The 19,221-nt window shown below is 51.6% G+C and carries 19 protein-coding genes; 16 read left to right on the top strand and 3 right to left on the bottom strand.

Annotation, left to right across the window (positions count from 1 at the left end; genetic code table 11):
* Nucleotides 1–210: 210 nt before the first annotated feature.
* Together NSU14_RS28470 and ilvA are read left to right on the top strand one after the other, a co-directional pair.
* Nucleotides 211–2,295, top strand: coding sequence for a methyl-accepting chemotaxis protein (locus NSU14_RS28470; RefSeq protein WP_052421657.1), 2,085 nt, complete (start codon nucleotides 211–213; stop codon nucleotides 2,293–2,295).
* 531 nt (nucleotides 2,296–2,826) lie between these two features.
* On the top strand, nucleotides 2,827–4,089 hold the full coding sequence (gene ilvA / locus NSU14_RS28465; protein WP_039298277.1) for a threonine ammonia-lyase IlvA: 1,263 nt from the start codon (nucleotides 2,827–2,829) through the stop codon (nucleotides 4,087–4,089).
* Between the two features lie 132 nt (nucleotides 4,090–4,221).
* On the opposite strand, the gene NSU14_RS28460 is transcribed toward ilvA, so the two are convergent.
* Together NSU14_RS28460 and NSU14_RS28455 are read right to left on the bottom strand one after the other, a co-directional pair.
* The gene (locus NSU14_RS28460; protein WP_340948053.1) at nucleotides 4,222–5,181 is read right to left on the bottom strand and encodes a hypothetical protein; all 960 of its coding nucleotides are present in this window, start codon (nucleotides 5,179–5,181) and stop codon (nucleotides 4,222–4,224) included.
* A gap of 41 nt (nucleotides 5,182–5,222) precedes the next feature.
* The gene (locus tag NSU14_RS28455; RefSeq protein ID WP_179093633.1) at nucleotides 5,223–5,870 is read right to left on the bottom strand and encodes a DUF1129 family protein; all 648 of its coding nucleotides are present in this window, start codon (nucleotides 5,868–5,870) and stop codon (nucleotides 5,223–5,225) included.
* A 239-nt stretch (nucleotides 5,871–6,109) separates the two neighbouring features.
* On the opposite strand from NSU14_RS28455, the gene NSU14_RS28450 reads away from it, so the two are divergent.
* The 14 genes from NSU14_RS28450 (at nucleotide 6,110) to NSU14_RS28385 (ending at nucleotide 18,302) form a co-directional block, all read left to right on the top strand.
* On the top strand, nucleotides 6,110–6,310 hold the full coding sequence (locus NSU14_RS28450) for a hypothetical protein (RefSeq protein ID WP_042133422.1): 201 nt from the start codon (nucleotides 6,110–6,112) through the stop codon (nucleotides 6,308–6,310).
* Between the two features lie 191 nt (nucleotides 6,311–6,501).
* Nucleotides 6,502–7,332, top strand: coding sequence for an alpha/beta hydrolase family protein (locus tag NSU14_RS28445; RefSeq protein ID WP_039298286.1), 831 nt, complete (start codon nucleotides 6,502–6,504; stop codon nucleotides 7,330–7,332).
* Nucleotides 7,333–7,417: 85 nt separating this feature from the next.
* On the top strand, nucleotides 7,418–8,194 hold the full coding sequence (locus NSU14_RS28440; protein WP_042133424.1) for a DODA-type extradiol aromatic ring-opening family dioxygenase: 777 nt from the start codon (nucleotides 7,418–7,420) through the stop codon (nucleotides 8,192–8,194).
* A 147-nt stretch (nucleotides 8,195–8,341) separates the two neighbouring features.
* Nucleotides 8,342–9,445 (top strand): DUF3048 domain-containing protein, encoded by a 1,104-nt coding sequence (locus NSU14_RS28435; protein WP_076248057.1) that lies wholly within the window; start codon nucleotides 8,342–8,344, stop codon nucleotides 9,443–9,445.
* 204 nt (nucleotides 9,446–9,649) lie between these two features.
* Nucleotides 9,650–10,267: a DUF47 domain-containing protein gene (locus NSU14_RS28430; RefSeq protein ID WP_039298293.1), complete on the top strand. Its 618-nt coding sequence runs from the start codon at nucleotides 9,650–9,652 to the stop codon at nucleotides 10,265–10,267.
* Between the two features lie 13 nt (nucleotides 10,268–10,280).
* Nucleotides 10,281–11,270 (top strand): inorganic phosphate transporter, encoded by a 990-nt coding sequence (locus NSU14_RS28425; protein ID WP_039298295.1) that lies wholly within the window; start codon nucleotides 10,281–10,283, stop codon nucleotides 11,268–11,270.
* Nucleotides 11,271–11,620: 350 nt separating this feature from the next.
* Complete coding sequence (locus NSU14_RS28420) at nucleotides 11,621–12,349, top strand: amino acid ABC transporter ATP-binding protein (RefSeq protein ID WP_076248059.1); 729 nt, start codon at nucleotides 11,621–11,623, stop codon at nucleotides 12,347–12,349.
* Between the two features lie 32 nt (nucleotides 12,350–12,381).
* On the top strand, nucleotides 12,382–13,233 hold the full coding sequence (locus NSU14_RS28415) for a glutamate ABC transporter substrate-binding protein (RefSeq protein WP_039298300.1): 852 nt from the start codon (nucleotides 12,382–12,384) through the stop codon (nucleotides 13,231–13,233).
* Between the two features lie 161 nt (nucleotides 13,234–13,394).
* Nucleotides 13,395–14,045 carry an amino acid ABC transporter permease gene (locus NSU14_RS28410; RefSeq protein WP_039298474.1) on the top strand — a complete coding sequence of 217 codons (651 nt, stop codon included), beginning with the start codon at nucleotides 13,395–13,397 and terminating at the stop codon, nucleotides 14,043–14,045.
* A 31-nt stretch (nucleotides 14,046–14,076) separates the two neighbouring features.
* Entirely contained in the window at nucleotides 14,077–14,727 is a 651-nt protein-coding gene (locus tag NSU14_RS28405) for an amino acid ABC transporter permease (protein WP_042133429.1), read from the top strand.
* 87 nt (nucleotides 14,728–14,814) lie between these two features.
* Nucleotides 14,815–16,104 (top strand): ATP-binding protein, encoded by a 1,290-nt coding sequence (locus NSU14_RS28400; RefSeq protein ID WP_340948048.1) that lies wholly within the window; start codon nucleotides 14,815–14,817, stop codon nucleotides 16,102–16,104.
* A gap of 3 nt (nucleotides 16,105–16,107) precedes the next feature.
* Nucleotides 16,108–17,010 carry a response regulator gene (locus tag NSU14_RS28395; protein WP_039298308.1) on the top strand — a complete coding sequence of 301 codons (903 nt, stop codon included), beginning with the start codon at nucleotides 16,108–16,110 and terminating at the stop codon, nucleotides 17,008–17,010.
* A 205-nt stretch (nucleotides 17,011–17,215) separates the two neighbouring features.
* Nucleotides 17,216–18,175: a magnesium/cobalt transporter CorA gene (gene corA / locus NSU14_RS28390; protein WP_042210486.1), complete on the top strand. Its 960-nt coding sequence runs from the start codon at nucleotides 17,216–17,218 to the stop codon at nucleotides 18,173–18,175.
* Nucleotides 18,176–18,179: 4 nt separating this feature from the next.
* Nucleotides 18,180–18,302, top strand: a complete 123-nt coding sequence (locus NSU14_RS28385; RefSeq protein WP_256704028.1) for a hypothetical protein — start codon at nucleotides 18,180–18,182, stop codon at nucleotides 18,300–18,302.
* Here the strand turns inward: NSU14_RS28385 and NSU14_RS28380 are convergent.
* Nucleotides 18,299–18,847 carry a tyrosine protein kinase gene (locus tag NSU14_RS28380; protein WP_340948046.1) on the bottom strand — a complete coding sequence of 183 codons (549 nt, stop codon included), beginning with the start codon at nucleotides 18,845–18,847 and terminating at the stop codon, nucleotides 18,299–18,301. The two genes, NSU14_RS28385 and NSU14_RS28380, sit on opposite strands and share 4 nt — an antisense overlap.
* Nucleotides 18,848–19,221: the final 374 nt, after the last annotated feature.

The following is a 19,221-nucleotide window of genomic DNA, read 5'->3' as shown; positions in this document are numbered from 1 at the left end:
ACCTGACATGAATAAGCAGAAATACGGGATATTCAGATGATGGACATGACATTTGTGAGAAAATATCTGACATGGTCACAGTTTTTTCACAGCTTACGGGGAAACGGTAAAGGGATAAAGGGGATTTTTGCAGAAATAAGTCGAAAGATAGAGAAGATTCGGAGCAGCATAGCTGACTTGAGTCTTTATACATGGAAGGTGGAAGGACCTATGACACTGGGGAAGAACAGAAGGGGCAGGGAGAGGAAGCTTATAGCCTCTTTCAGCAATATGGGAATCCGCGGCAAGCTGTTTATGTCCGTGATCCTCTCTGTGATTGTTATTCTTGTGATTGTATCCGTAGTGATTTACAGCAATGCCAAGCAGATTATAGTCAATGGCCTGAACAATTCGCTGACCTATCAGAAAGGAGAGATAAGCGTTAAGGTCAACGAGCTGCTGCAGCCCGCTTCGGACAGTGTAGAGCTTCTGAATGCCAACGCCTATATCCGTGACTATATCGCCAGTGTAAGTGATCCGGAAACAGCGAAGACCACCAGCGGGTACAGTGAACTGATCCGCACCCTGAATCTGGTCAAGAACAACAATAAGAACCTGCTGAATGTGTATATAGGTCTGGATGCTGCGAACAAGGTGATTACGCAGGATGAGTTCGAGCCGCCGGCGGACTTCGTGCTGAAGGAGCGGGGCTGGTATGCCAGCACAGCCAAGAATAAGCGTGTTACGGTTACGGATCCCTATATTGATGCCGGCTCCGGCAAAATGGTCGTCAGCGTCAGCGCACCGATTCTCGACGATGCCGGCAAGCTGATCGGTGTGGCGGGTGCCGATATCTCCACGGAGCAGATTACCCAGGCGCTGAGCGCTTTTAATTACAATGGCAGCGGGTATGCCGTACTGATTGATAAGACAGGAACCTTCATCTACCATCCGGATACAGACAATATTCTGCTGAAGAAAATGTCCGATCTCGGTGAAGACTGGAAAGCTGTCGGGGATAAGATGGTACAGTGGGGCTCGAATGTGATAAAGACGGATATTGACGGCGAGGCCAGTTATGTGTCGTATTCGCCGGCTGTAGAGAACCAGTGGTCTGTGGCGCTGATCGTACCGGAGAAAAAAGCGGAGCAGGAATTGAAGAAATTCGAGCTGATCTTTATTCTCTCGATTATTGCTTCAATTGTAGTGATGTCTGTGTTGCTGTACTTTGTCTCCAACAGTATTTTGAAGCAGATTCCTATCCTGACGGCTGCCTTCCGAAAAGCGATGTCCGGCGACCTGTCGGTAAGAGCAAAGGTTACCGCCAAAGGGGAAATCGGCGTACTGGCAGAGGGCTTCAACGATATGATCTCCTCACAGCAGTCGCTGATTCAGGAAATCATGCGCAGCTCGCAGAGCATCTCTGGCGCAGTGGAGAATACGGAGAAGAATGTGTTCGTGCTCGACGGCAGCATCACCGATATTTCGGGGATTACCGAAGAGCTGTCAGCGGGCATGCAGCAGACGGCGGCTTCGATGGAAGAAATGAACGCCAGCACGATCGAATTCGAGCATGCCATTAACGGTATCGCCCGCAAAGCCCAAGAGGGGGCAGATGCGGCCCGGGAAATTAATGTACGGGCGGATAAGCTGAAAGAGGGAGCATTTGAGTCACGCAGGCAGGCGGATCATATCTACGGACAGAGTGAAGAAAAGCTGCGCATGGCGCTTGAACAGTCGAAGTCGATCTCGCAGATAGGCGCGCTCACAGGAGCGATTCTGGAAATTGCCGCCCAGACCAATCTGCTGTCGCTGAACGCTTCCATTGAGGCTGCTAGAGCCGGGGATGCGGGCAGAGGCTTCGCCGTTGTGGCGGAGGAAATCCGCAAGCTGGCTGATAACTCGCGGGAGACGGTGACCGAAATCCAGGGAGTTACTGAAGCGGTAGTCCAGGCGGTATCCAATCTGGTTGAGGGCGCGGAGAGCATGCTGCGCTTCATGGACCGGCAGGTGCTGAAGGATTACGATGCGATGCAGGAGACGGGTGAGCGGTACAGCGAAGATGCCAAGTATATTGATGAGCTGGTAACGGACTTCAGTGCCACCTCCGAAGAGCTGCTGGCTTCCATTCAGAGCATGCTGACTGCGATCAGCGAGACGGGCAGTGCAACGAATGAAGGCGCAGAAGGGGCCGGGGTCATCGCCGTCCAGGCGGAGCAGATCATCGGCAAGTCCGGCAGCATCGTTGCCGAGATGGAGGAGATCAAGATGAGCTCGGCGCAGCTGCTGCAGACGGTCTCGCGGTTTAAGGTCTAGTTATAGCAAGCTAGGGGACGGTCCTGCTGATGTATGGCAGGGCCGTTTGCTTGTTGCGTATGGAAAGTAAGCATAGGCGCATAGGAGGGGCATTTGGAGTGCTAAATGAGGAAATGAGGAGATTAAAGTATGAGGGTAGGACGCCGTGAAGGGATTACGGTATATGCCTAGGAGGGTCTTCCGGTAGGCTTAATTGCACTTTGTACAACTAAAACGTCTGATTTACAACCAATTATCCGTTTAGTTGTATTTCGTGCAACTAAAAAGCACTATGTAGACGGTTCTTGCCCATTCGGGCAGATTTAGTTGTACAGAATACAGTTATAAGAGGCGGGCCTCCCTTTTCGCTGTTTTTAATTGCACATTATACAACTATATAAGATGAACTTAAGAATGAGGGGTGGAGTAGCAGGATTCCACCGGCAGTGGATTCTGTATTGTGTGAGGAGGACAAGGGTTGAAAAAATGTCCTTGGAAGAGTATGTTACAAGAAGCGAAACGATAAGAAAGAGACAGTGAGGCGAGGAAAAGATGAGAGAAGGCGAAAACCGGATCGTAGGAATGGAAGATATTGTACGCGCACATCATGTGCTGCGGGAGGTTATCGTCCGTACGCCGCTGCAGCTGGATGCGGTACTGTCAGCTAAATACGGCTGTAATGTGTATTTGAAACGCGAAGATTTGCAGATTGTACGCTCCTTCAAGATCCGTGGAGCCTACAATATGATCCGCAGTCTGTCCGACGAGGACAGAGCGAAGGGGATTGTCTGTGCAAGCGCGGGTAACCACGCCCAGGGTGTGGCGTATTCCTGTAAGGCACTGGGAATCAAAGGCAAAATCTTTATGCCGAGCACTACACCTAATCAGAAGATTAAGCAGGTCCGGCGTTTTGGCGGCGAATTCGTGGAAGTGATTCTGAAGGGGGATACCTTCGACGATGCTTACGATGAAGCGCTGCAGGCTTGTATAGACTATAGCATGACGCTGATTCACCCGTTTGATGAGCCGCGCATTATCGCCGGCAATGGTACGATTGCGATGGAGATTATGGAGAGCCTGGACAAGCCGGCTGACTTTGTATTTGTTACGATTGGCGGAGGCGGCCTGGCGGCAGGTGTAGCCACCTATGTGAAGACCGTGAGCCCGGCGACCAAGGTGATTGGTGTGGAGCCTACGGGAGCAGCTTCCATGAGCGAGGCGATGGAATGCGGTGAGGTGATCACCCTGAAGGAAATTAATAAGTTTGTGGACGGTGCGGCGGTGAAACGTGTCGGCGGCTTAACCTTCGACATCTGCTCGAAGCTCCTGGATGATGTAGTCAAAGTGCCGGAAGGCAAGGCTTGTACAACCATTCTGGAGCTGTATAACGAGAATGCGATTGTTGTGGAGCCGGCAGGTTCGCTTCCGATTGCTGCGCTGGACATGTACCGGGATCAGATCCGCGGCAAAAGCGTGGTCTGCATCGTCAGCGGCGGCAATAATGATATCGACCGGATGCAGGAGATCAAGGAGCGTTCACTGATCTATGAAGGCCTGAAGCATTATTTCATGGTTAATTTTCCGCAGCGCGCGGGTGCCCTGCGTGAATTCCTGACTGAGGTAGTCGGACCCGACGATGACATTACCCGGTTCGAATACACGAAGAAGAACGAGAAGGAGAACGGCCCGGCACTGGTGGGCATTGAGCTGATGTCCACAGATGCCTACGCCCCGCTGATTGAGCGGATGAAGCAGAAGGGCGTGGATTACGTAGAGATCAACAAGGATGTCAATTTATTCAGCATGCTGATCTAATATAATCGTTGTCAGCGGCAATAGCCGTTTATATGGATATGAATAAGACCCGCCCGGGTTCAACCCGGGCGGGTCTTATTTCATAGCGATAAGTTTGCTGCGCACATCCGGTGCTGCTGAGTTATACGCTTATCAGGACTGGGGCACTTCTGTCTTCAGATACTGCTCGGCGTCATCATCCAAGAGATAGCCGTTGCTCTTCATCAGCTTCATGAAGCCATCGAGCTTCTGCAGGAACGGGCTGGTGCTGCTGTTTTTGGCCAGGATGCTGCTGTAGGCTTTCTGTGCCTCCAGATCCATTTCCAGATTATCGTAATGGAAGAGCGGCGTGTTGTTCTGGCCATAGAATGTATTCACTGCGTACATGTTATAAAGTGTCTTGACTGCTGATAGGCGGTTGGATTTGGGATAGGTCTGAATAAACTGCTCCTGGGTTAGTGCACGGGAAGCGACATCCCCCCAGGCGATCACAAGCCCGTTATCCTTGGAAGGGGGCAGATCCGACTCGGTCGCCATTATTGAAATATAATCACGGATATCCTCCGTCACGTACAGTTTATATTTGCGGTAAGCGGCATAATCAATCACCGGGAAAAAGGTGCCTTCGGCCGTCTCCAGCTTATAGCCGCTCTCTCCCGCGCTTTTCAGCAGCGCACGAAGTGAAGCATTCTCCGTACTCTCGGCCAGCTTCACCATGCTGACTCCCGCCTTATAGACGGAGATGAGCTTCCGCTGTACCTCACTGCTGCTGAATTTCTTCTCCCAGGAAGGCAGGAGCGATTTGTGCAGGTTCTCCAGCTTCAGTGTCAGAACAGTCGCCTGATAAGGAGTGACAGCATACAGATTGGTATTCATATAAGTAATAGCACCCGGCAGGTTGCCTGAGGAGAACAGCGGCAGCGCAGCCCTGTAGACAGCCTCAGCATGGCTGAGGACGGCCGCACCGGTAACACCCGCCTTAGTGCTGGCAGCCGCCTCAGACGTGCCTGTGCCGCGGCCCGCACTGCTCTCAGCACGGGCAGGAGCGGAGCTTGCTGCCTCCAGCCCCATGAGCAGAGCAATAGCGGCGGTTAGAACGACGTGCTTCTTCATACAAGTCTCCTCCTGTGTGGAATAAAAGTTGAATATATTCTCTATGATTTGAAAAATATTAATTTCAGTCCAAGACCACCGGCTGCGGCAAGAACCAGACTGACCCAAGGCGCAATCCGGATGACCGGGAACAGATTATCGAGGAACATCCCGGCAAATACGGCAGCAATCGCAATTCCGACATAGAGTCCCAGCCCTTTGATATCAAAAGCCTTGGGCTTCGGGCTATCGTCCTCAGACAACGAGGCCATCCATTTCATAATTAGCTCAATCAGAACAATCGAGCCGATACCTACTATGATAAGGGTGAAAATACTGATCTGGCCGAAGATTTCATCCGGACCTCCGCTCCATTGCATGATCAGTCCGGCAGCGCCCATCACTCCGAACAGAATGGTCAGGGCGGACAAAGAGATCATCAGGGAGTTCTTCAGCTTGCTGCGCGGAGAGCGCGGGGGGCTGCTGTTCATCACATCTTTGAAATAGTCTCCGGGGTTCTCGCCGAAGATTTGCTTGGCATTCCTGCCTTTGGCCTGCCCCTTCAGCAGCAGTTCAGCCGCCTCCAGCAGCAGCTCCTCTGCACGGACAGAGTCTACCGAGCTGGCCCGCATGGCCAGAATCATATCTTCAAAAAAAGAGCGGTTAAATGGCGTCATCTGCTCACGCAGCAGGTTGTTTTGCTTAATCATAGCTTTAACTTTCATAGTATGGACGTATACCTCCAAGGTGGATTAATCAGGTTAGCCTTTAACCTAGAGTATACGTTTGTGCAGCAGTGGTGTGCAAGGACAACCCTTGCAGGCGGATCAGAAGATTCCGCTTCTGCGTAACTTTTCTTTCGTTAATCCCTGAATAATCCGTTTGGAAGAGTGAACACTGAAGAGGTGGTTGCTTCACCAAATATAGCTAGAGGAAGGCAGGGAGCGTTATGAAACAGGAGAACAAACAGGAACCCGGCAAATTTGTGGGCGACGGCTTCGCGCCTGCACCTGCTAATGAAGTGGGGGATTGGGGCAATTCTGACGGCTTCAGTCTTTGGGATGCTGCTGGCGTGACACCGGAGAACGGACTTGAAGACTGGGAAGGCCGGCAGGAGACCCATGATATGTTTCACGACAGCTATGACTGAGTGAAGCTCAAGCTTGACCCACGGCCTCTTTTGCTCCTGCGGGAGCGGAAGGGGCTCTTTTCAGGAAATCCGGAGGACTATGGTTATTGACAAGAAATTAAGGAGAATCGTATAATAAAGATATAAATCATACTAAATTAATCGGAATAATTATAATTTGAAATAAATCAGCTTTCAGGGAGGGCGCAGCAATGGAACGGAATATTATCATCCGGCATAATGGAGAGGAACTGACAGCGAGCATACACTATCCATCCGCAGACAAGGCAGGCACCGGACGGTGCAAGAACCGGGTGCCGCTTGCAGTGATCTGCCACGGCTTCGTGGGCAGCCGGATTGGTGTAGACCGGATCTTCGTTAAGGCAGCCCGTGAGCTGGCGCAGGATGGCTATATGGTTATCCGCTTTGACTACGTAGGCTGCGGGGAGAGCAGCGGTAATTACGGAAGCGAAGATATGGAGTCGATGATCAGCCAGACCCGGGCGGTGCTGGATTACGGCATCAGCTCGGCCGATGTGGACCCGCAGCGTGTGACGCTGATCGGACATAGTCTGGGCGGTGCAGTAGCGCTGCTGACCGGTGTCCGTGACCGGCGGGTGAAGAACCTGGTGCTGTGGTCTGCGGTCGGCTATCCGTTCAATGATATCGTAAAGATTGTCGGAAGGGAAGCCTATGACCGGTCGGTGAAGAGCGGCTCAGCCGATTATTCCGGCTATTCGTTCACCCCGGTGTACTTCAACTCACTGGCAGCGTTCCAGCCGTTCCAGGAGGCCGGGAAATTCAGCGGTGATGTGCTGGTCATCCACGGGACCTCCGATGATGTTATTCCCGTTGACTATGCCTTCCTCTACCAGAAGCTGTTCTGGACACGTCCTGAAGGCCGCTGCGACAAGGAGATTATTTTCCAGGGCGACCATACCTTCTCGTCAGGTCCGGCACAGGAGCAGGTGCTTAAGCGCACCAGGGAATGGATGAATCAGCAGGAGCATCTGCAGGAGGAATGGCAGAACTGGATGATATAGGAGAGGTCCCATGCGTGCAATACGTAAGAATAAGCGGTAAAATAAAAGGGCAGACCATATACTGGGTTATGGAGGTTGGCACCCTATGAAATTACCGGCATTCTTTATTGCGCACGGCTCTCCGCTGCTGGCTCTTGAGGATAACGAATACACACGTTTCCTGGAGCGGCTGGGTTCTGATCTGGGGAAGCCCCGCGGCATTGTAGTTTTCTCGGCGCACTGGGACAGTCCCCAGCAGCTGATTACAGTGGACGCACAGCATGAAACGCAGCATGATTTCTATGGTTTTCCGGAAGAGATGTATAAGCTGGCCTACCCGGCCCCGGGCGATCCCGCGTTAAGCAGCAGGATTTCCGCACTCTTCAAGGATAGCAATCTTTGTCATCAGCCTATACTCGGCCGGGGCCTTGACCATGGGGTCTGGGTTATTCTGAAGAAAATGTTCCCGCAGGCCGACATTCCCGTCGTAGCCTTATCCGTCGATTCGATGCGTTCTCCCGAAGAGCAGTACAATATCGGACGGATGCTGGCCCCGCTGCGCGATGAAGGAATCCTCCTGATCGGAAGCGGAGGACTGGTCCACAATCTCAGGCTGCTGAAGCAGGATGATCAGCCCGAGCCCTGGGCGCTCGACTTCGATGCCTGGATCGCTGAGCGGCTCGAAGCATGGGATCTGGCTTCACTTTTTGCATTTGAGAAGCAGGCTCCGCATGTGCGGGAGGCCGTTCCCACCTACGGGAAGGAACATTTCGTACCGCTCTTCTATGTAATGGGTACAGCCGATGAGGGCAGACGGGCGCAGTTAATGATTCAGGCCTATCAATACGGTACCCTAAGCTTAAACTGCTGGATGGTCGACTAATACACAAATAAATGCAGGATACAGCCGCTTTAATGGCTGTATCCTTTTTTGTATGCAGATTTTCCCGTGTGCTCAAGACAAACTCTGCCAGCTATGATTAAATGAAAGAAAGCTTACTGACAAAACTTTAGGAGGAACAACAAGTTTATGACGATAAACCGGTCTTCAGCCCGTCCTATATCAGTCTTCGTCCTTGCTGCCGCGCTGCTCTCCGCCTGCGGGACAGAGAATGCAGTAACGGTTCCAGTGCCGACTACAGTAGCAGCTACTGTTGAACCCCAGCCGACAGAAGCTGCGCAGCCCACTCCGACAATAGCGCCTGCAGCGGGAATAGTATCCGGATTAACGGGGCTTCCGGCTACGGACGGAACGCTACCCCGACCGCTCGCAGTCATGATCAATAATGCCCCGGCTGCCCGGCCGCAATCCGGAGTCAGCGAAGCGGATATCCTCTACGAAGTACTGGCGGAGGGCGGAATTACCCGGCTGATCGGAATCTTCCAGAGTCATACCGGGGTGGTGAAGATCGGCCCGATCCGCAGTATCCGCCCTTATCTGCTCGACATTGGCGAGAGCTACGGCGGTGTGACTGTGCATGCGGGAGGCAGTCCGGCGGCTTACGCCATTCTGCAGAAGCAGAAGAAGGAGGACATGGACGAGATCGGCCGTGCAGGTGCCTACTTCTGGCGGGACAAGGAGCGCAAAGCCCCGCATAATCTATACAGCAATGCCGCCAAGCTGCGGGAAGGTGCAGGGAAGCTGGGATTTGCCGAAAGTGTGGAGGTTCCCGGGTTGCTTTTCACAGATCCGGATTATGCGCCTACTGAGGGGAAGCCCGCGCTGGAATTCAATGTAAGCTTCCTGCTGAAGAGCTATACGGTGGGGTATAAATATAATGCTGAGCAGCGCACCTATGTCCGCTGGGTGAACGGCAAACCGCATCTGGATCTGAATAATAACAGTCCGGTGGCAGCGGCGAACGTAATCGTAATGGGCTCTGACCATAAGGTGCTCGATGATGTCGGCAGGCTGCAGGTGGATGTGGAGCTGGGCGGGGAAGCGCTGCTGTTTCAGCGCGGAGTAGCGATTCCCGGCAAATGGTCGCGCAGGCCCGGAGACATCATCCGGTTCGTGAAAGAAGACGGCAGGGAAGCGCTGATGTACCCCGGCATAACGCATATTCTGATTGTACCGAACAGTCCATCCTTCGGCAGCCATGTCGATTATGCGCTGGCACCTAGTCCCACCTGATAAGCACCGGATAATTAACCGTTCATATGATTATTTTCGCAATTACAGGGAATTGTTATTATAGTGTAAAAAAGTTCGGTTTTTTACTTCTATCCATTCTATTGATATGATAAGATAACAAGGGTTGTCATTCATTTTCATGCTGTTTACATTTGGGTGGCTTCACGTTTTCACGGCAATTTTATGTAAAGGGGTTTAAAGCTAATGAAGTTGAGAAAAAAGGATATATTCTTTGAGACGCTGGAAAACATGGCCGATACCATTGTTCAGGCGGCAGATTACTTCGCTCAGAATATTTCAACTCTCCAGGACAATGTTGAGAATTTCGCCGGGGTGATGAAGAAATACGAATCCCAGTGCGATACCTACACGCACACCGTCATCAAGGAACTGAACAAAACTTTTATTACGCCGCTGGAACGTGACGACATCATGGACCTGATCACAAGCATGGATGATGTTATTGATGGTCTGGAGGCTTCTGCCTCGCGTTTCTATATGTATAACCTGCTGGATGCGGATGAGTATATCGTCCAGTTCGCGGAAATTCTGCGCCAAAGTGCGTATGAAATCCAAAAAGCGGTTCATTTGCTCTCCCAGAAGAAGCTGCTGGCGATCCGTGAATACACGATCCGTCTGAATGATCTGGAGAACCAAGGCGATGAAGTGCTTCGTATCTGTACGAAGGCCCTGTTCGAAACTGTAAAAGACCCGATTGAACTGATTAAGCGCAAAGAATTGTACGAGCGGTTGGAGACGACCACGGATAAATGTGAAGACGTAGCCAACATGCTGGAATCGATCATCATGCGCAATTCATAAGGGGCTCTGAAATATGGATACATCTATATATGTACTAGGTTTTGTTATATTTCTTGCGCTGGCGTTTGACTTTATCAATGGTTTCCATGATACAGCCAACGCAATCGCTACCTCAGTCTCTACACGCGCGCTGAAGCCGCGTACAGCCATTATGATGGCAGCAAGTATGAACTTTATCGGTGCGCTGATGTTTGAAGGCGTAGCGAAGAAGATCGGCGGCAGCATTGCTGACCCGGCACTCCTGGATAACGGGATAGATATTCTTATTGCGACGCTCATTGCGGCGATTATCTGGAATCTGGTAACCTGGTGGCTCGGGATTCCATCATCGTCCTCCCATGCGCTTATCGGAGCTTTGGCCGGAGCGGTATATGTAGGTGCAGGTTCGGAGAATGTGAAATGGCATGGCTTCATTGAGATTGTGGAGGGGCTGATCTTCTCCCCGCTGATCGCATTTGCCATCGGTTATGTTGTGATGATGATTCTAAAGTGGATCTTTGCAAAGCGCAGTCCGCATACCGTGAACAAGGGTTTCCGTTCCATGCAGATCATTACGGCGGCGCTCCAATCCTTCACACATGGTACGAATGACGCCCAGAAGGCGATGGGGATTATCACCTTTGCCCTCGTAACATCGGGACGGCTCGACACTATGCATGTACCACTCTGGGTTAAGATTGCAGCGGCAACATCCATGGCGCTCGGAACGTCCATCGGCGGCTGGAAGATCATTAAGACCATGGGTACCAAAATTTTCAAAATTGAACCGATTAACGGCTTCGCAGCAGATATTTCGGCCGCGTCCGTTATCTTCACAGCTACACTGCTTCATCTGCCGGTAAGTACGACACATGCCATTACCTCTGCAATCCTCGGGGTAGGCTCAGCCAAACGCTTCTCCGCCGTGAAATGGGGAGTAGCCGGACGTATCGTGGTGACCTGGTTTATTACCATTCCGATCAGCGCAGTGCTGGCGGGAGTAATCTTCAAACTCTTTTTCTAGACTTGAATTGAATAGATTGCCCGTACAAGATGTCGCGGAAGCCACGAATGGCTGCGGACATCTTTTTTTGTGTTTCCAGCTTTTTTTGTGTTTCCGGCTTTTCTTGATTTTGCGGGGAGTATTTTGGTTTTTCAAGAGAGGAATGTCACAATAAGTTACAGCGAACTGATAAAAAACATTAATAGGCGTAAAAAGAAAATGAAATACGTCACATTTAGAAAAGAAAATGACATGAGTGATTAAAGGTTTTCGTAGTTTTTTGTAGTTTTCGGTAGTCTTTAAAGTAAGGTGTGTTTTAAGTGTTACCATAGCTGACAAACACATAATGATATACAAAGGAGGCCCTGTCGTTGATCGACTTTCATCAGGTAGACAAACATTACGGACATTTCCATGTACTGAAAGCCATTGACCTGCATGTTCAGGAAGGGGAAGTGGTTGTCGTAGTCGGTCCTTCCGGCTCCGGCAAGAGCACTATGCTGCGCTGCATTAACCGACTGGAGACTATTACGAGCGGCGGACTGACCGTTGACGGTATAACTGTAAATGAACGCAAGACAGATATCAACAAGCTGCGCAAAGAGATCGGAATGGTCTTCCAGCATTTCAATCTGTACCCGCATAAAAAAGTAATCGATAATATCACACTCGCGCCGATTAAGGTGCTTGGACTAAGCAAAGCGGAAGCCGAGAAGACGGCGATGTATTATCTGGAAAAGGTCGGGATTGCCGATAAAGCACAGTCCTATCCTTCACAGCTGTCCGGCGGACAGCAGCAGCGTGTGGCGATTGCCCGGGGGCTGGCGATGAAGCCGAAGATTATGCTGTTCGATGAGCCGACCTCGGCGCTTGACCCGGAAATGGTCGGGGAAGTACTCGATGTTATGCGGACTCTGGCCCGCGAAGGCATGACGATGGTTGTCGTTACCCATGAGATGGGATTCGCCCGCGAGGTGGCCGACCGGGTAATCTTCATGGATCAGGGACAGATCGTGGAAGAAGCGGAGCCGGAGCAATTCTTCGCCAGTCCGCGTGAAGACCGGACACGAACGTTTCTCAGCCGTGTATTAAGTCATTAAACAAATATATAGGATTCAGGGGAGGAACAGAAATGAAAATGTCAAAAAGCTTCAAAATGTTAAGTGTACTGATGATTGCGGCTATGCTCGTGATTGCCGGCTGCGGCAACAACAATGCCAAGAACAATGCCGGAGGGAATGACGCTGCTGCAGGAACGGCTACTGACTCTGAGGCGATTGCCAAGATCAAGGAACGCGGCAAGCTGCTCGTAGGCGTGAAGTACGACACCCGCCTGTTCGGTCTGAAGGACCCTGCATCCGGCAACGTAGAGGGCTTCGACATTGATATCTCCAAAGCCATCGCCAAAAAAATTCTGGGTGACGAGAACGCGATTGAGCTGAAGGAAGTTACCTCCAAGACACGTATTCCGATGCTGAATAACGGCGAAATCGATATGGTTGTAGCTACAATGACCATCACTGAAGAACGCAAGAAGGAAGTTGATTTCTCCGACGTCTATTTCCAGGCAGGCCAATCCCTGCTGGTGAAGAAGGGCAGCCCGATTACCGGACTGGATGACGTAACGAAGGATACGAAGATCCTGGGCTCCAAGGGCGCAACCTCCATTAAGAATATCAAAGAAAAAGTGCCGGGTGTAACCGTGCTTGAATTCGATAACTATCAGGATGCATTCAGCGCCCTGAAGGCCGGCCAAGGCGATGCACTGACTACGGATGATGCGATTCTGTACGGTATGGCTTCGCAGGACCCGGGCTATGAAGTTGTAGGCGAGCCGTTCACCGATGAGCCTTACGGCATTGCAGTACAAAAGGGCAACACCGATGTAGTTAAAGCCGTGAATGATACACTGGCTGAACTGAAAGCAAACGGTGAGTATGATGCCATTTATACGAAATGGATTGGTAAAGCTCCAGCGAAATAAGCATGTGCTAAGCTTCAGCTTACTTAACAACCTGCCTTATATTACTCGCAGAAACGGATGCCATCCCATGAGGATGGCACTGCCGTTTCTACTTGTTTATAGGAAGGATTCCTATGTGGGGCAAGAATGAACTCATCTTTGGGCAAAGGCAGGTGAAATCTATGGAATTTTCAATATTAACGAATTATTTCGGGCTGTATATGGAAGGGTTCTACGGCACCGTGCTGTCCAGTGTATTGGCCCTGATCGGCAGCTTCCTGATCGGAGCGGTGATTGCGGTCTTCCGCATTACTACTGTGAGAGCGCTGCGCTGGTTCGGAACGGCGTATGTGGAGTTCATCCGCAATATCCCGCTGCTGCTTGTAGTGTACATCTTCTATTATGGACCTTCTGCTCTGGGCTTTACGCTGGACGGCTTCAAGGCGGGAACAATCGGACTTGCGGTATACACCTCAGCCTTCATCGCCGAAGCGATCCGCGCCGGAATCATGGCCGTTCCCAAGGGACAAATGGAGGCCTCCCGTTCATCCGGCCTAAGCTACATACAGACGATGCTGCATATCATTCTGCCGCAGGCGATCAAGCTGGTTATCCCGCCGCTCGGCAACCAGTTCATCAACCTGATCAAGAACTCCTCGGTGCTGACACTGGTAGCCGGCCTTGATCTGATGTATTTCGCGGACAGTATCTCAACAGAGACTTACCGTACCTTCGACACCTATATCTTCGTGGCGTTGTTCTATCTGGTGCTTACCCTTCCGCTCAGCTACGGCGTACGCGTGTGGGAACGCAGACTGCAGCGCAAATATTAAGAAGCCACTCAAAGCATAAAGGAGGGATATCATGGATTTTATTGGTGCATACTCCGCCGATAATTTGAAGTTTTTGCTGGACGGACTGTATATTACGCTGATCGTTGCTTTTGTATCGATCATCCTGAGTTTTGTTATTGGCTGTATTATTGGAGTCATCCGCTACTCGGAAGTGCCGGTATTGTCTCCGGTGATGTTCTACCTGGTCGAGCTGATCCGTAATCTGCCGCTGCTGCTGATCATATTCTTCATCCGCTTCGCTTTGCCGGAGGTAGGGATTAAGCTTGGACTGATAACGGCGGCGATTGCTGCACTAACGATATTCGAGGCGGCGATGATCGCTGAGATTGTCCGGGGCGGGTTGACGTCCATTGATAAAGGGCAGATTGAGGCTGCACGTTCCTCCGGTCTCAGCAATTTCCAGACCCTGTGGCATATCGTGCTCCCCCAGGGACTGCGGCGGATGGTTCCGCCACTGGTCAGCCAGTTCATTTCGCTGCTGAAGGATACCTCACTCGCGGTGGTCATTTCATTGCCGGAGCTGATGCACAATGCCAATATCGTAATCGGGCACAGCTATGGCTACGCGATACCGACGCTGGCGCTCGTCGCACTGATCTATTTCACCGTAAACTTCCTGCTGTCGATGCTCTCCAGAAGACTTGAGAACAAAACAGCATAAATCGAGCGGGACCGGGGCAAAGCCGTATAAAATAAAGTGCGGGTATGATACTATAGTTGTCAACATCTCTAGGCGGGAGCAGTGGCGATGGGACAATCTATTCTGAGAATGAGAGTTGCACAGATTCTGCTGGTGGCAGTCGTTACGGCTGTAGCCGGTGAATTCAAAATAAATCCGTTTGATGGCGACATCTTCCGGATTGCTATGGGCAGCAGCGCTTTTCTGCTGTTTTTGCTTTTAATGAGGCAGTTGCCGTATATCAGTACAGGCATTGCTACGGGTGTGGTCGTTCTGCTGTTCCGCACGGCAATGGATGCAGTAGAAGGAAGCGGACTGACGTTTGAGCAGAGCCTGAACAGTCATTTCTCCGCGATGGTCTATTATATTGTGTTCGCCTTGCTGATGCATGCCATCAAAAGCCGGCTGGATACCTTCCATCCGCTGGTGCTGGGCGCTGTTGCCGCGGTAATCGATCTCTTGTCGAATGAAATGGAGCTGCTGACGCGGCTGATTGTGCTGGATTCGGCCTCCTTCCGGCTGAACGAGTGGACTTATCTGATGGCGATTGCTGTCCTGCGTACGTATTTCACAACCGGGGTATACAGTAGTATCTCGGTCAGCCAGATGCGGATCAGGGCGCGTGAGCAGAATGAGCGGATTGAGCAGATGCTCGGATTCGGCTCCGGCCTGTACGGCGAAGTATTCTATCTGAAGAAATCCATCGGAACACTGGAGAATGTGACGCTAAACAGCTTCGAGCTGTACCGCAATCTGAAGGCAGGGGAAGGACCGGAGCCGTATAGCCGGCAGGTGCTGGATATCACCCAGCAGATCCATGAGGTGAAGAAGGATTCCCAGCGGATTCTGGCCGGGCTTGTGAAGCTGGTGGAGCGCGAGGTCACCGCTGATATGCCGTTATCGGGAATTCTGCGGTTCACGGTCAAGAGCAATGCCAAATACGCCGAAATGCTGGGCAAGCAGATCGATTTTCATATTCATATTACCTCCGATTACACAACCGACAGTTATATTCCTCTGCTGACTCTGCTTAACAACCTTACCGCCAATGCGGTGGAAGTCATCAAACGTAAAGGCAGCATCAACCTGGATGCTTATGAGAAAGCCGGCATGACCATTTTTACAGTGACCGATAGCGGGGCAGGGATTCATAAGCGTGACCTGGAGCTGCTGTTCGAGCCGGGTTTTACTACGAAATTTGATGAAGAGGGAATCGCCGCTACGGGGATTGGACTCTCTCATGTACGGGATATAGTGAATATGTTCGAGGGAACGATTACCGTTCAGCCGGTGTCGCATGCCGGAGGGGCCATGTTCCAGATTATTGTGCCGAGTGCAAAGCTGCGGAAGGAGGAATAGAGAATGCCGCTTTCTTTCTGTATTGTAGATGACGACGCGTCGGCAAGAAGAATGCTGCAGCATATTATTGAGGATAGCGGACTTGGCGAAGTGGTGGGTACGGCGGAATGCGGGCAGGAGGGGGTAGCCCTGATCCTGAGTGAGACGCCGGATATTGTGCTGATGGATCTGCTGATGCCGGACCAGGATGGTATTGAGACGATCATTTCCCTTCAGGCGCAGGGCTGCCGGTCCAAGTTCGTGATGATCTCACAGATTGAGAATGGTGATATGGTCAGCCGCGCATACAAAAGCGGAATTGAATTCTTCATCCGTAAGCCGATCAACAAGATTGAAGTCGAATCTGTGCTGTACAAGGTGAATGAACGTTATGCGATGGGCCGTTATCTGGATGAGATCAAGCTGACGCTCGGCAAGCTGGAGGGGCTGCAGTTCGGAATGCCGCAGATGCCGTCCGGCAAACGTTCCGTCAAGGAGATTATCCAGCCGATTCTGATGAATATGGGAATGATCTCGGAGAACGGCAGCAGGGATATTATCACGATCATGGAGCTGGCGGTGGCGGGGGGGAACAGCGGGAGCCTTCCGCCGCTCAAGGAATTGTATGAAATGGCAGCTGCTACATATAAACCGGTGCCAGCCGATGCCGCCAAGGAAGTCAAAGCGATTGAACAGCGTCTGCGCCGGGCGCTGGCGGCCGGACTGGCGAACCTGGCTTCCATCGGTCTGACGGATTACGGCAATCCGAAGTTCGAGCATTATGCGCCGCTGTATTTCGACTTTGAAGAAGTGCGCCTGAAGATGAAAGAGATTGAACAGGGGCGCGACACCGGCAAGGTGAAGGTGAACATCAAGAAGTTCCTGCAGGTGCTTCATTTGGAAGTGCTGGAGGGGATGGGCCGCTAGAACGGAATGGATACGGAAAATGAAGCAAAAAATAAACCTCCGGAACCGCTGCCCAGCGGACTGGCGGTTATTTTTTTGAGATAACGGGAGCCCGGGCGGATACAGAAGTTTCATAATAGTAGACCTCATGCGTTACAATAGTAGCAGGCCGACAGGCAACGGGATGTTGCCGTGCGGATAGCAGGATAAGGTGGAGGACTCATATATGATACGAACGCTTGCGGTAACACATAAGGGCGAGGTGCTGACTGACCTGCCGCTTCAGAGTATAGTGCTGGATAACTATGCCTGGATTTGGGCGGATTTTGCCATGCCTACGGAAGAAGAGACATTGCTGCTGGATACTTATTTTCATTTTCACCCGCTGGCCATTGAAGACTGTATGCATGTGCTGCAGCGTCCGAAGCTGGATTACTACGAGGATGTGCAGTTCTTCGTGCTGCATGCGCTTAATGAGCGTACGCTGGAGGCGGAAGAGGTCGACCTTTTTCTCAGCAAAAAATTCCTCGTCTCCTACCATCACCAGAATAAATCGGAAATGGAGGAAGCGTGGCAGATGGTACAAGCTGAAATTCATAGCCGTAAAGGCTGGTCGGGCGGGCCGATGGCTGCTGCTTATACGGTAATGGACAAGCTGGTCGACAGGTATTTCCCGTCGCTGTACACCCTGGAGGATGAACTGGCAGATCTGGAGAGCAAGAGCGACAGTGAATCGGTGGAAGAGTTGATGAGTCAGGTGTTCAACGTGCGCGGAAGACTGCTCAAGCTGCGCCGGACGATCGTGCCGATGCGTGATCTGATGTACCGGATCGTCAACTCGCAGCATGTGCAGAGCAACGGGGAGGAACGGATCTACTTCGGTGATATTTATGATCATCTGCTGAAGCTGACCGACATGATTGAAGTTGACCGGGAAATGACCGCCGATCTGCGTGACAGCTACATCTCGCTCAACTCCAACCGGATGAATTCCATTATGAAGACACTGACGGTAATTACTACCGTATTTATGCCGCTGACGCTGATCGCCGGAATCTACGGGATGAACTTCAGGGTGATGCCGGAGCTGGACTGGGATTATGGTTATTTCGCGGTGCTGCTGCTGATGCTGGTGCTGGGAGTCGGGATGTTCAGGTGGTTCCGGCGGAGCGGCTGGTTTAAGTGAAACCGTGAAGAGAACCGGACAAGGACCGGGTGATAAAAGAATGGTTATGGCTGACGACGCATGGGTATTCATGGAATACAGCGGTCCGGCAGCAGACAGACAAGGCGTGTTAAACGCCGCCGCTTAAGAACGGCGGCGCTTAACAGAGGAAGGGGCCCCGGTTTTGCGGCTCTTGGAGGTATTTTTGCGGCGCTGCGTGGTTGGGCGTCTTTTTTTGCGCCGTTTGGGGGTATACAGTGCCGCATCTTCTTCCGCCGCAAGGGCTCCCGCTGCGCTTCCCTTGCCTTTGCCGAATCCGCCCATCACCAGCTTCACCATCGGAGCCATCTGTGAAAAGCCCTGCATGACCTTCTGTACCTTGCCCATGGAGTTGACGATCCCGTCAATCCCGCCCATCCGGTCGACAATTCCCTTGATCTGCTCCATATTCGCGAGACTCCCGAGGTTGCCCAGCCCGCCCAGCAGACCGCCGGCTTTCGCAGTAGCAGCTTCGGCAGCGGGCACAACAAGTGCAGTATCGGCAACTTCTGCACCGAAGGCAGGCAGTATTCCGGGTTCTCCGGGAAGCGGGGCAGGCGCGTAGGAAGAGAGGCCCGGATAGGGTGACGGATTGTACGGCTCAGCCAGTGAACGCCCTTCCCTGCGGGAATGATTATAGTAATGCTCAGGCATAATATCACATTCCTTCGTTAGTGGTTTGCTATACTGTATGTCATGGGCGAACATACGGTATAGACGAATGCCCGGGTAACCGGGATACTAGCGGAAAAGGGCGAATGCCTACAAGAACCCTCCGGAAGTGAAGAAACCGTGTCCATGCTTGATTTCGTGAGGTTTTGTAGTACTATAGTTAAGGCGGTAAAACCTAGGAATCAGAGGAAGAAGGCCGTAAGCTCCATTAGTGGTGTGCGCCCGGGGTGGACGTTTGTCCATCATTTTCGTTCTTTACAGCGTGAAACCGTTAATGCTTGAAAAATGTGCTCCAGTGCAATATAGTAGAGGCAAGATAGTCACATTAAGTTTATGCTTCCGAGTATCTAATTTGT

The organism is Paenibacillus sp. FSL R10-2771, assembly GCF_038000205.1.
GTDB lineage: Bacteria > Bacillota > Bacilli > Paenibacillales > Paenibacillaceae > Paenibacillus_AQ > Paenibacillus_AQ phytohabitans.
The sequence above is the reverse complement of the archived record's forward strand: the minus strand, read 5'-3'. Positions and strand labels throughout refer to the sequence as shown.